Below are 12,345 nucleotides of genomic sequence, written 5' to 3'. Positions count from 1 at the left end.
GGCGATCCTGTCGTATCCGAACCCCGCTGGACAGAGAGTCACGATGAACTGGTACCGCATCAAGCAGGAATGGTTTTCCAACATGCGCGGCGATGCCCTTTCCGGGTTGGTTGTCGCCCTGGCGCTGATTCCGGAGGCGATCGCCTTCTCGATCATTGCCGGCGTCGATCCCAAGGTGGGGCTGTACGCATCGTTCGCCATCGCCGTGGTAATCGCCTTCACCGGCGGTCGGCCGGGGATGATCTCGGCGGCCACGGCGGCCACGGCGCTGTTGATGATCACCCTGGTCAAGGATCAAGGGCTTGAGTACCTGCTGGCCGCCTCGATACTCGCCGGGGTGCTGCAGATCGCGGCGGGCTACATCCGCCTGGACCGGCTGATGCGGTTTATCTCCAATTCGGTGATGACCGGCTTCGTCAATGCGCTGGCGATCCTCATTTTCATGGCGCAGCTGCCCGAACTGACCAACGTCACCTGGCACGTCTACGCCATGACCGCGGCCGGGCTGTTGATCATCTACGGCCTGCCCAAGATCACCAACGTGATCCCCTCGCCATTGGTCACCATCGTGGTACTCACGCTGATCGCCTGGTTAATGAACATCGACGTGCGCACCGTCGGTGACATGGGCGAGATGCCCGACACCCTGCCGGTGTTCCTGTTCCCGGACATCCCGCTGAACCTCGAGACGCTGATGATCATCCTGCCGTACTCGGCGGCGATCGCGGTGGTCGGCCTGCTCGAATCCCTGATGACGCAGAACCTGCTCGATACGCTGACCGACACCAAGACCAGCAAGGCACGCGAGTGCAAGGGGCAGGGCATCGCCAACATCGTCTCCGGTTCGATGGGCGGCATGGCCGGCTGTGCGATGGTTGGCCAGTCGGTGATCAACATCAAGTCCGGCGGGCGCGGGCGCCTGTCGACCTTCCTCGCCGGGATCTACCTGTTGATCCTGGTGGTCTTCCTGGCGCCGGTGCTCACCCTGATCCCGATGGCAGCATTGGTCGCGGTAATGATCATGGTCTCGATCGGCACGTTCAGCTGGGGCTCGATCCGGGATCTCAAGAAGCACCCGATGAGCACCAACGTGGTGATGCTGATGACCGTGATCGTCACTGTCGCAACCCACAACCTCGCCTATGGCGTGCTCACCGGCGTGCTGCTGGCGGCGATGTTCTTCGCCAACAAGGTCGGGCAGTTCATGCACGTGTCCTCGCGCCTGTCCGAGGACGAGAACGACCCGCGTCATCGTACCTACGAGGTGGTCGGGCAGGTGTTCTTCGCCTCGACCGAGAAATTCCTCGAGTCGTTTGATTTCAAGGACGACGTGGATAAGGTGTCGATCGACCTGTCCAAGGCGCACTTCTGGGACATCACTGCCGTGCACGCGCTCGACAAGGTGGTGGTCGACTTCCGCCGGGAAGGTATCGAGGTGGAGGTCATCGGCATGAACCAGGCCACCGCCACGATCGTCGACAAGCATGGCGTGCACAACGATCCGGATGCCGCCGAGAAGCTGATGGGGCACTGACATGGGAACCGAGAACATGACCGACAACAAGGACCAGGTACTCGCCTGCATCGACGGCTCGCGCTCCTCCGAGGCCGTCACCGACTACGCCGTCTGGGCCGCGCAGGCACTGGCCGCGCCGCTGACCTTCCTGCACGCGATCAACAACCCGCATGCCCCGGCCAAGACCAACCTTTCCGGCAACATGACCCTCGGCGGGCGCGAAAAGCTGCTCGAGGAGATGGTCGAGCTGGAGGAAAAGCGCGGCAAGCTCGAACGCGAGCGGGGCCGCGCGTTGCTGGCCGACGTGCTCTCCCGGGCGCGTGATCGCGGCTTCGACGAGCCGGCCGAACTGCTGCGTAACGGTGACATCACCGAGGTGATCCTCGAGCTCCAGGACGCCATGCAGATGCTGGTGCTCGGCAAGCAGGGCAAGGACGGCGACGCGGTGGCCATGCACGTGGGCAGCCATCTCGCCGGCATCCTGTCGATGATCCACAAGCCGACCCTGGTCACGCCGCTCGAGTTCAAGCGTCCCGAGAGTTTCCTGATCGCCTACGACGGTAGCCCGACGGCCTACAAGCTCGTGGAGATGGCGGCGAACACCCCGCTGCTGCAGGGTCTGCCGGTGCACATCCTGATGGTGGGCGAGGAGAAGCAGGGCAACTGGGACAAGATCCAGGCGGCCAATACCAAGCTGCAGAAGGCCGGCTTCGACACGCAGGTCGCCATCCGTCAGGGCAAGGTCGACGAGGCGGTGTCGATGTACATCGAGGAAAAGAACATCGATCTGCTGGCCATGGGCGCCTACGGCCACAGCCCGATCCGCTACCTCGTGCTGGGCAGCACCACCACCAAGATGATCATGAAGGCCAACGTGCCGCTGCTGGTGGTGCGCTGAATGGCGTGACACGCCGCTTTGGCGTTGCATGAAAGAAAGGCCGTGCCTACGTTGGGCGCGGCCTTTCGTGTTTAGGCGGTTTGGACGTGCTTACGTGTCTCCGCGGAGCAGCGGGGCGAGGCACTGCTGATCCTGGTCAAAGCGCAGTACCGGGGGCGGGTGTGCCACCAGCCGAGGTAGCCACTCGACAAGCGAGGCGTGGTTGTCTGGCGCGTCGTCGTCGCTGGGGTCTTGTGGTCGGCGATTGAGGATGACGGCTGCCAGCGGGATGCCGCGACGTTCGAGGGATTCGGCGGCTGCCAGCGTGCTCGACAGGGTGCCGAGCCGGTCGGGGGTGACCAGGATCGCCGGCAGGTGCGTGTATTCGGCCAGACGCACGTTCAGCGCATCGTCGGCCAGCGGCGAGAGCAGGCCGCCGGCGCCCTCGACGATTACGCGCTCCTCGGTGCTCAGGTCGGCCAGTGCCTGATCGAGGATCGGGGCGAGGTCGCGCTTGAACTGCAGGGTCTCGCCTTCGCGCCGGGCGGCCTCGGGCGCGGCGACCGGGGTGAGGTAGCGGAGCGGGCAGACGGTCTCGAGTGATTCGCGTCCGTCGGCGGCCTCGCGCAGGGCGATGCCGTCGGCCGGCTGTCGTTCCCCGTCGTGGACCTCGCAGCCGGTTTCCACGGGCTTTCGCATGCGCGGCAGCAGGTCGTGGTCGATCAGCAGGCGGGCGAGCGCGCAAGACACGACGGTCTTGCCGACACCGGTGTCGGTGGCCAAAACCACCCAGCCACGCGGATACTGATCTCGAGTGATCATGCGATGCTCGGCAGGTCCTCGCCGGTCAGGCGGCGGTAAGCGGTCAGGTAGCGTTCGCGCGTCTGGGCAATGATCTCATCGGGGATGGCCGGCCCGGGGGCGGTCTTGTCCCAGTCGAGGGTCTCGAGCCAGTCGCGGATGAACTGCTTGTCGTACGACGGCGGGCTGATGCCCGGGCGGTATTCGTCTGCCGGCCAGAAACGCGAGGAGTCCGGTGTCAGTGCCTCGTCGATCAGGTGCAGCGTGCCGTATTCGTCGAGGCCGAACTCGAACTTGGTGTCGGCGATGATGATGCCGCGCTTGGCGGCGTAGTCGGCCGCCAGTCGGTACAGTCGCATGGCGGTGTCGCGCACCTGGGCGGCCATCTCCGGACCGATCAGGCGCTCGGTCTCGGCGAAATCGATGTTCTCGTCGTGGTCACCGACGTCGGCCTTGGTCGCCGGGGTGTAGATTGCTTCCGGCAGCTTGTCGGCCAGTTGCAACCCCTTGGGGAGTTTGATGCCGCAGACCGCCCCGGTGGCCTGGTAGTCCTTGTAGCCCGAGCCGATCAGGTAACCGCGCACCACCGCCTCGATCGGCAGGGCCTTGAGATTGCGCACGATCACGCTGCGGCCCTCGAGCTGGGCGCGTTGTCCCTCGTCCGGCACGATGGCGGCGAGGTCCTGTGCCCCGCACAGATGGTTGGGCACCAGGTCGCGGCTCTTCTCGAACCAGAAACGCGAGATCTCGGTGAGCACCCGGCCCTTGTCGGGAATCGGCGTGGGCAGGATAACGTCGAAGGCCGAGACCCGGTCGGTGGTGACGATCAGCATCCGCTCGTCGTCGATGCGGTAGAGGTCGCGCACCTTGCCCCGATGGATCAGTTCCAGGGCGTCGATTTGCGTTTCGAAAACGGCGGGGGCCGAGTGTGTCATGGGCGTTCAACTGCTAGCATGCTAAGGATTTTCCGCCCGTGGGTTTTCGGGCAGTTGGCTATTGTACGAGAGCGCGCCGCGCGATGCGATGCGCAATGACCCGGAGTACGAGTATGACGTGGGGAGTTCGCATGTGGTGGCAAGGGGGGCTCGTGGCTGGCCTGTTGTTGGCGGTGGCCGGCGGGGCCCGGGCGGAGCTGACGATTCCCCTCGGCGAGAGCGGCGAGCAGCTTGAGGTGCGGGTGATCGAGCCGCCGGAGGGGCCGTCCGCCGATAGCCCGCTGGTGCTTTGGGTCGTCAACCAGTACGGCGACATGGCCGGGCCCGACAGCGTTGCCCATGCGCTGGCACGGCGTGGGGCGACGGTCTGGATGGTCGACGTGATGGATTCGTTGTTTCTGCCGCGGTCGGACGTCAACGTCCGCAATGTCGACGGACAGCCGGTCGGTGCCCTGATTCGGCGGGCCGTCGAGGAAGACCGGCCCACCGTGGTGGTGGCCGCCGACCGGATGGCCGTGCCGACCCTGCGCGGGATGCGCTGGTGGCAGCAACGCACGAACGACCCCGATGCGCTGGCGGGCGCCGTGCTGATCTTCCCCAGCCTGTATCGAGGCGCGCCGGTGGCGGGCGAAGAGCCGGAGCTGTTCTCGATCATCGATGCCACCAACCTGCCGGTGATGCTGTTCCAGCCGGAGCGGGGCGTGTATCGACACCGCCTGCTCGATCTGCGTGAACGCTTCCTCCAGGCGGGTAGCGACCTGTTCGTCCAGGTGATCCCCGGAGTGCGGGACTACTACCACATGCACCTCGACGAGCCGCAGCTCGACTCATTCGATCAACTCGAGAGGGTCATGGACGACCCGGCCGAGGCCCGTGCCGTTCAGGCGCTGCCCGGCGACATCCTGCGGTCGATGCCCCTGCTGGCGGCCGCCGATCATCCGAGCAAGGTGCGTCCGATCGACCCGGAGCGGACCACCCCCGTGGATCGTCAGACCGGGTTGCAGCCGGTCGAGCCACAGGAGGCACCGGACTTTGAGTTGACCGATCTCGAAGGCAATCCCCAGAGCCTCGATCCCGACTTCGACGGTGTGCAGATCGTCAACTTCTGGGCGACCTGGTGTCCGGCCTGCGTCGAGGAGATCCCGTCGATGGAGCGGCTGGCCAGTCGATATCCGGATCAATTGAAGATCTACGCGATCGCGTTCAAGCAGTCGCCCGAGCACCTGCGCGATTTCATGCAGGACTTCGATGTCTCCTTCCCGGTCCCGGTCGACCCGGACGGCAAGGTGGCCGCGAAGTACGATGCCTTCGCCTTCCCGTCCTCGTTCCTGGTGGCCGCCGACGGCCGCATTCACTATTCGGTGAACGCCGGCATTATCTGGGATACCGAGGAGGTAGATGCGATCGTGCGGGAAGTGCTGGAGATCAAGGGGGAATAAGCGGGAACCTGTCAGCTTGCCGCTTCGGGCTAATCGCGGGCCGGCTGACATGCTGGGCAGAACCAGGTCGAACGCTGACCGAGGACGGTGCGCTCGACTGCGGTGCCACAGCGTCGGCAGGGCTGATCCGTGCGCTCGTAAACGTTTAGTGTCTGGCGGAAGTAGCCGGGGTTGCCCGAGGGGGCGAGGAAGTCGCGCAGCGTCGTGCCGCCCTGTTCGATGGCCGCAGCGAGCACCTGCCTAATTGCGGCGGCAAGGGTGTGACACTCGTCGCGGTCGAGCCGGCCTGCCGGGGTCATGGGATGAATGCCGGCGAGAAACAGCGCCTCGGAGGCGTAGATGTTGCCCACGCCCACCACGATGGCGGCGTTCATGATTGCCTGCTTGACGACCACGCGCCGGCCGGCGAACCGGGTGGCGAGGTAGGCGCCATCGAAGGTCGGGCCAAGCGGCTCGGGGCCGAGCTTTTCCAGGCGCTCGTGCGGCGCATCCACCCGGTCGGTCAGCACCGCGCCGAACCGTCGCGGATCATGCAAGCGCAAGGCCCTGCCGTTGTCGAGACGCCATTCGACGTGATCGTGCTTGCGCGGCGGGTTGCTCGGATCATCCAGCCGCAGGCTGCCCGACATGCCCAGATGGATCAGTATCCGGTCATCGTCATCGAGGCGCAGCAGCAGGTATTTCGCGCGCCGCTCGACCGCCTGGACCGGGCGACCCGCGAGGAATGCGGCCAGGTCCGCGCGTACCGGCCAGCGCAGGCGGGCGTCACGCACGGTGACCCCGTCGATGCGCTGACCGACGACGAACGGCTCGATGCCGCGGCGGGTGGTCTCGACTTCCGGTAGTTCGGGCATGACACGAAGAAACCCCGCGAGGCGTCCTCGCGGGGTCCATCAAGGGCCGGTCAAGAGAGGCTCGGTCGTCTGGCGACGACCAGGCGCCTTACTTGATCTTGGCTTCCTTGTAGATGACGTGCTTGCGGACTACCGGATCATACTTCTTGATCTGCATCTTCTCCGGCATGTTCCGCTTGTTCTTGTCGGTGGTATAGAAGTGGCCGGTGCCGGCACTGGATACCAGTCGGATCTTGTCGCGCATGTCGTATTACCTGTCGAGCGTGTTTTCGGACGGGACGGGGTGGTGAGCGGTGTTTCAGACCTTCTCGCCGCGGGCACGCATCTCGGCGATGACCGTCTCGATGCCGACCTTGTCGATCGTGCGCAGGCCGTGGCTGGAAACACGCAGGCTGATAAAGCGCTGCTCGCTCTCTACCCAGAACCGCTTCTTGTGCAGGTTCGGCAGGAAGCGACGCCGGGTCTTGTTGTTCGCGTGCGATACGTTGTTACCGACCGCCGGGCGCTTCCCGGTTACTTGGCAAACTCGGGCCATGATTGTCTCCTGAGCGACTCGTCTGTTTGCGCGCGTACCGAGGGGATCGGAGCCATTCCGGCGGCCGGCACGCGGGCGGGTCAATTCAAAGGCCGCGTAGGATAAGTGAAGGTCTGCGCGAATGCAATACCGCTCTGCGCGCCGTGGGGCGGGGCGTGGCAGGGCGGCCGTTCGTCTTGTCGCCCACCTCAGCCGACCAGCGGCCACACCCACAGGATCATGGGGACGGCAACGATCACCACCAGCAGGGACAGCGGCAATCCCATGCGCCAGTAATCACCGAACTGGTAGCCGCCCGGCGCCATGACAAGGGTGTTGGATTGATGGCCGATCGGCGTGAGGAAGGCGCAGGAAGCGCCGATGGCCACCGCCATCAAGAACGGGTCGGCCGAGGCGTTCATGCCTTGCGCGAGCTGGATGGCGATCGGGGCGGCCAGCACCGCGGCGGCGGCGTTGTTGACGATGTTCGAGAGCAGCATGACCGCCACCATCAGCAGTGCGAGCATCAGGAAGGCCGGCAGGTGGTCGGCCATGCCGAGCAGGCCCTCGGCAATCATGGCTGAGCCACCGGTGGTTTCTAGTGCCTGGCCGACCGGCAGCATCGCGGCGAGCAGCACGATCACCGGCATGTCGATTGCCCGGTAGGCATCGTCGGAGGGCAGCAGCCCGGCGATCACCATCGCCACGGCGGCCCCGACGAGCGCGGTGGCGACCGGCAGCAGATCGAAGGCGACCAGCGCCAGGCCGGCAGCGAAGATGCCGGCACCCAGTGCGACGCGACGCGGGCGGGCAATGTTCAGCCCGCGCGAGGCCAGCGGCAGGCAGCCGAGTCGGTTCATCGCGCCGGGCAGGCTTTCCTCGCGCCCCTGCAGCAGCAAGATGTCGCCGGGGACAAACCGGATCTGGTTGATGCGCTGTTTCAGTCGCTTGCCCTGCCGGGCGACGGCCAGCACGTTCACCCCGTAGCGCTCGCGCAGATCCAGCGCGCCGGCCGAACTTCCCACCAGTCTTGAATTCGGGGCGACGATCGCCTCCGTCAGGGTCAGTTCGCCGGCTGTTTTGTCTGTTTCCTCCGATGAATCGCTCGATTCGCCGGCCGCCAGTTCCAGTCCGGTGACCTCGATCAGGGCCTCGAGCCCGTCGGAATCGGCCTCGATCAGCAGGATATCGCCGGGCTTGAGTACCTCGTAGGTCGATGGCAGACGTCGGCGTTCGTCATCGCGCAGCAGGGCGGTGACCATCACGTCGGTCTCGTCGGCGACCGAATCGATCAGTTCGTGCACGCTTCGCCCGGCGTAGGCGCTCGATTCGGGGACGCGCAATTCGGTGAGGTAGTTCTCGATCTCGAACAGTTCGCCGCCATCGGTCGGCTGGTCGCGCTGCGGTGTCAGACGCCAGCCGATCAACGCGATGAAGGCGACCCCGACGAGGGTGATGGCCAGCCCGACCGGCAGGAAGTCGAACATGCCGAAGGCTGGCGCGCCGGTATCGGTCCGGTAGGCGGCGATGATGATGTTGGGCGGGGTGCCGATCAAGGTCAGGGTGCCGCCGAGCAACGAGCCGAAGGCCAGCGGCATCAGCAGGAACGACGGTGACCGCCCAGCATGTCGCGCCATCCATACGGCCACCGGCATGAACAACGCCAGCGCACCGACGTTGTTGATGAACCCCGAGCTCAGGGCGACCACGCTGGTCAGTGTGATCACTTGGACCACCGGGCGGTCGCCGACCCGGGTCAGTCTCCGCGCTAGCACGTCGATGACGCCCGCGTTCAGCAATGCCCGGCTTAGGATGAGCACGGCCGCCACGGTGATGACCGCCGGGTGGGAGAGCCCGCTGAACATCGCCCCGGGCGGGACGAGCCCGGTCAGCCCGGTCGCCAGCAGCGCAAGCAGGGCGACCACGTCGTAACGCAGTCGCCCCCACGCGAATCCGGCCAGCGTCAGGCCGAGGATCGCGAACAGCAGCGCCTGATCACCGGTCATGCATGGCCTCTGCGGTTGCGTCCCATCGCTTGATGGTTGTGGCGAAGTACGGCATTCATGTGCCAGTCGAAAGGAGCGGCTTTCCGGTTGGCGTCATGGGCTTCTCTCGGTCGTCTGGCAGCGGGCTTGCCCTCACTCTATAGCAGCAAGCAGCCCTGACGACCCGTGTCGGGCCTTTGCTATGATGATCCGCCTTTGCCCGGCCGGGCGGAAGGATTCTCCCGCCCGGTCCGGAACAGCCGTATTCACCCGATTCAAGAAGTCACATTTATGTCCAAGAACGCCTTGCCGCCGGTGGTGCTCTCCGGCATCCAGCCCTCCGGCCAGTTGCTCATCAGTCATTACGTCGGTGCAATCCGCAACTGGGTGGCCATGCAGGACACGCACGATGCGCTGTTCATGCTGGTCGATCTGCACGCGATCACCGTGCGCCAGGACCCGGCCGAGTTCCGTTCGCGCTGCTACGACTTCCTCGCCCTGTATCTCGCCTGTGGGCTCGATCCGGACAAGAGCACGCTGTTCGTCCAGTCGCACGTGCCGGCGCACGCCGAGCTGGGCTGGGTGCTCAACTGCTACACCTACATGGGCGAGCTCGAGCGCATGACCCAGTTCAAGGACAAGTCGCAGCGCCACCAGGCCAACATCAACGCCGGCCTGTTCGACTACCCGGTGCTGATGGCCGCCGACATCCTGCTCTACCAGGCCACGCACGTGCCGGTCGGCGCCGACCAGAAGCAGCATCTTGAGCTTACCCGCGATCTGGCGATGCGCTTCAACAAGCTCTACGGCGACATCTTCACCGTGCCCGAGCCGTTCATCCCCAAGGCCGGGGCGCGCGTGATGTCGCTGCAGGACCCGACCGCGAAGATGTCGAAGTCCGATCCCAGCGAGGCCAGCTACGTGGCACTCCTCGACGAGCCGAAGAAGATACTCAAGAAGTTCAAGAAGGCGGTGACCGACTCGGACATGGATATCCGTTTCGATCCCGAGAACAAGCCGGGCGTGTCGAATCTCTTGACGCTCTTGTCGATCTTCGGCGACGAGTCGATCGAATCGATCGAGAATCGTCTGGCCGGCGAGGGCTACGGCAAGCTCAAGGTCGAGACCGGTGAGGCGGTGATCGCCCATCTCGAGCCCATCACGGCTCGCTATCGCGAGATCCGCGCCGACGAGGCGGGGCTGGATGCGATACTGGCCAAGGGTGCCGAGCGCGCGGCCGAGCGGGCCCGGCCGACGCTCCAGCGCGCCTTCGATGCACTCGGCTTTCTGCCGCGCCCGGACATCCTCGGCTGATCGCCCCGGACTGAACCATGTCGACCACCGCCCCGCAGCTCATTCGCCCCGTCGTCGATCCGGCCCTCGTTCGGGCCTGGTCGGTGGAGAGCATTCAGGCCCACGAACAGGCGTTGTTCGCCGGTGGGGTGGATGCCTATGGGCTGATGGATCGGGCCGGCGGGGCGGCGTTCGCGGAGTTGCGCCGCCGTTGGCCGGGCGCGGCTCGCCTGGCCATCCTGATCGGGCCGGGCCAGAACGGCGGCGACGGGCTGGTGATCGCCCGGCTGGCGCAACAAGCCGGTCTGACGGTCGATCTGCTTAGCTGGGGGCATCCGACATTCCGCGACAGTGCCGCGCATGCCTGGGCGGCACTGTCGACGGCCGTGCCGGCAATCGAGGTGCAGACCGAGTCGGCAGCCATCGACGAGGCGCTGCGAGCAGCCGACGTGGTGGTCGACGCCCTGTTCGGCATCGGCCTCGCCCGGGCGATCGAGGGCGAGGCGGCGGACTTTCTGCGTCGCGTGGATGCGATGCTCTCCTTTCGTGCCGAGCGGCCCGGGGTGATCGCGGTGGACCTGCCTTCCGGCGTCGATGCGAATACCGGTGCGGTCGATCCGCTCACGCTGACAGCCGATTGCACGGTGACCTTTCTCGGCATCAAGCGGGGATTGACGACCGGACCCGCGGTGGCCGCCTGTGGTGAGCGGGTGCTGGCCGATCTCGGTTATCCGCCGGAGGCCGACGAGACGTCGATCGAACTGTTGCACGGTGGGCTGCGGTTCGCGCCGCGTGCTCGTGATGGGCACAAGGGTCGATTCGGCACGGTGCTGGTGGCCGCCGGCAATCGAGGCATGCCCGGTGCCGCGCGACTGGCGGCCGAGGCGGCCTTGCGTGCCGGGGCGGGCAAGGTGATCGTCGCCACCCATCCCGATCATGCCGCCACGCTCAATATCGGCCGACCCGAGCTGATTGTGCACGGGGTCGAGACGGCCCATGACGTGCTGCGCCTGGCCTCCCTGGCGACGAGCGTGGTGGTCGGACCGGGGCTGGGGCGGGACGCCTGGGCGGTGACAGTCTGGCGCGCCCTGCGCGACTGCCCCTTGCCGCTGGTGGTGGATGCCGATGCCCTGTGCCTGCTCGGCCCCAACTCGCTGCGTGAACGCGGCGCGGTGGTCACGCCGCACCCGGGCGAGGCGGCCATGTTGCTCGAATGCGATACCGTCGCCATCAACGCCGACCGCCTCGGGGTGGCCCGCTCGATCGCCGAGCGGCTCGGATGTGGCGTGGTGCTCAAGGGCGCCGGCAGCGTGCTGGCCGATGGTGACCGCGTCGCGGTCTGCCAGCGAGGCAGCGCCGCACTGGCGACGGCCGGCACGGGTGATGTGCTGGCCGGCCTGCTCGGAGCGTTGCTCGGCATGGGGCTGCCGCGGTTCGCCGCGATGGAGTTCGGTGTCTGCCTGCACGCCGAGGCGGGTGAGCTCGAGGCCGAGGCACGCGGCGATTGGGGCATGGCAGCCAGCGACCTTTTCGGGGTGATCCGCGCCCGGCTCAACGGCCAGGTCGAGCCGGTCGGCACGTGCTGGCGGCGGGGTTGTGCATCCGGCGATGATTCCTCGCGGGGGCGGGGTCATGACGGGCGCTGAGACCGAACGCCGCTATCGCGAGCTCGATCAGATGGCGGTCGAATCGCTAGCCGCCACCCTGGCCGCCGTGGCGCCAGCGGCCGGTTTACTGTCGCTGCGCGGCGAGCTGGGGGCGGGAAAGTCCACGTTTGCCCGGGCGTTCCTGCGATCCCTGGGGGTGACCGGCACCATTCGCAGCCCGACCTACACGCTGGTCGAGCCCTACGACGTGACGCCCCCGCCGGGCGGTCCGAGTCGCGTCCTGCACCTCGATCTCTATCGACTGGCCGATCCCGAGGAACTCGACTACCTCGGCGTGCGCGACGAGGCGGATCATGCCCTGTTCCTGGTGGAATGGTTGAGCCAGGCCCATGGCGAGTTGGTCGCTGATCTCGAAATCTCGCTTTCGGGATGCGCCGATCGGCCGGAATACCGCGACCTCGTCTGTCGGGCGTCAAGCCCATTGGGCGAGGCGTGGTTGGCGCGTCTTGCCGCAACCTAAGCAC

The 12,345-nt window shown here is 66.2% G+C and carries 12 protein-coding genes; 6 read left to right on the top strand and 6 right to left on the bottom strand.

The features are described from left to right. Positions 1-43: 43 nt before the first annotated feature. Positions 44-1,534 carry a SulP family inorganic anion transporter gene (locus VWP12_RS00690; protein WP_410474201.1) on the top strand — a complete coding sequence of 497 codons (1,491 nt, stop codon included), beginning with the start codon at positions 44-46 and terminating at the stop codon, positions 1,532-1,534. Between the two features lie 16 nt (positions 1,535-1,550). Then, positions 1,551-2,414, top strand: a complete 864-nt coding sequence (locus VWP12_RS00685) for a universal stress protein (protein WP_410474200.1) — start codon at positions 1,551-1,553, stop codon at positions 2,412-2,414. Between the two features lie 90 nt (positions 2,415-2,504). On the opposite strand, the gene bioD is transcribed toward VWP12_RS00685, so the two are convergent. Together bioD and VWP12_RS00675 are read right to left on the bottom strand one after the other, a co-directional pair. After that, on the bottom strand, positions 2,505-3,215 hold the full coding sequence (bioD, locus tag VWP12_RS00680) for a dethiobiotin synthase (RefSeq protein ID WP_410474199.1): 711 nt from the start codon (positions 3,213-3,215) through the stop codon (positions 2,505-2,507). Next, entirely contained in the window at positions 3,212-4,129 is a 918-nt protein-coding gene (locus VWP12_RS00675) for a phosphoribosylaminoimidazolesuccinocarboxamide synthase (protein WP_410474198.1), read from the bottom strand. The genes bioD and VWP12_RS00675 overlap by 4 nt, the downstream gene beginning before the upstream one ends. Positions 4,130-4,242: 113 nt before the next feature. Between VWP12_RS00675 and VWP12_RS00670 the strand changes: the two genes are divergently transcribed. Then, on the top strand, positions 4,243-5,568 hold the full coding sequence (locus VWP12_RS00670) for a TlpA family protein disulfide reductase (RefSeq protein WP_410474197.1): 1,326 nt from the start codon (positions 4,243-4,245) through the stop codon (positions 5,566-5,568). Positions 5,569-5,597: 29 nt separating this feature from the next. On the opposite strand, the gene mutM is transcribed toward VWP12_RS00670, so the two are convergent. The 4 genes from mutM to VWP12_RS00650 form a co-directional block, all read right to left on the bottom strand. Further along, entirely contained in the window at positions 5,598-6,422 is an 825-nt protein-coding gene (gene mutM / locus VWP12_RS00665; protein WP_410474196.1) for a bifunctional DNA-formamidopyrimidine glycosylase/DNA-(apurinic or apyrimidinic site) lyase, read from the bottom strand. Between the two features lie 88 nt (positions 6,423-6,510). Next, positions 6,511-6,666 carry a 50S ribosomal protein L33 gene (gene rpmG / locus VWP12_RS00660; protein ID WP_058574604.1) on the bottom strand — a complete coding sequence of 52 codons (156 nt, stop codon included), beginning with the start codon at positions 6,664-6,666 and terminating at the stop codon, positions 6,511-6,513. Positions 6,667-6,720: 54 nt separating this feature from the next. Further along, positions 6,721-6,957: a 50S ribosomal protein L28 gene (gene rpmB, locus VWP12_RS00655; protein ID WP_410474195.1), complete on the bottom strand. Its 237-nt coding sequence runs from the start codon at positions 6,955-6,957 to the stop codon at positions 6,721-6,723. 188 nt (positions 6,958-7,145) lie between these two features. Further along, the gene (locus VWP12_RS00650) at positions 7,146-8,942 is read right to left on the bottom strand and encodes an SLC13 family permease (protein ID WP_410474194.1); all 1,797 of its coding nucleotides are present in this window, start codon (positions 8,940-8,942) and stop codon (positions 7,146-7,148) included. 270 nt (positions 8,943-9,212) lie between these two features. On the opposite strand from VWP12_RS00650, the gene trpS reads away from it, so the two are divergent. Genes trpS through tsaE form a run of 3 tightly spaced genes read left to right on the top strand, consistent with a single transcriptional unit; the run spans position 9,213 to position 12,341 of the window. After that, a complete protein-coding gene (gene trpS, locus VWP12_RS00645) occupies positions 9,213-10,235 on the top strand; it encodes a tryptophan--tRNA ligase (RefSeq protein ID WP_410474193.1) in 1,023 nt (340 codons plus the stop codon). A gap of 17 nt (positions 10,236-10,252) precedes the next feature. Then, the gene (locus VWP12_RS00640) at positions 10,253-11,860 is read left to right on the top strand and encodes an NAD(P)H-hydrate dehydratase (protein ID WP_410474192.1); all 1,608 of its coding nucleotides are present in this window, start codon (positions 10,253-10,255) and stop codon (positions 11,858-11,860) included. Beyond that, positions 11,847-12,341, top strand: coding sequence for a tRNA (adenosine(37)-N6)-threonylcarbamoyltransferase complex ATPase subunit type 1 TsaE (gene tsaE / locus VWP12_RS00635; protein ID WP_410474191.1), 495 nt, complete (start codon positions 11,847-11,849; stop codon positions 12,339-12,341). Before VWP12_RS00640 ends, tsaE begins: the two co-directional genes overlap by 14 nt. The last annotated feature ends 4 nt before the right edge of the window (positions 12,342-12,345 follow it).

It is taken from the genome of Guyparkeria sp. TX1, from assembly GCF_046523965.1.
Taxonomy (GTDB): Bacteria; Pseudomonadota; Gammaproteobacteria; order Halothiobacillales; family Halothiobacillaceae; genus Guyparkeria.
Note: the sequence above shows the minus strand (reverse complement) of the source record. Positions and strands in the feature narration are given on the sequence as shown.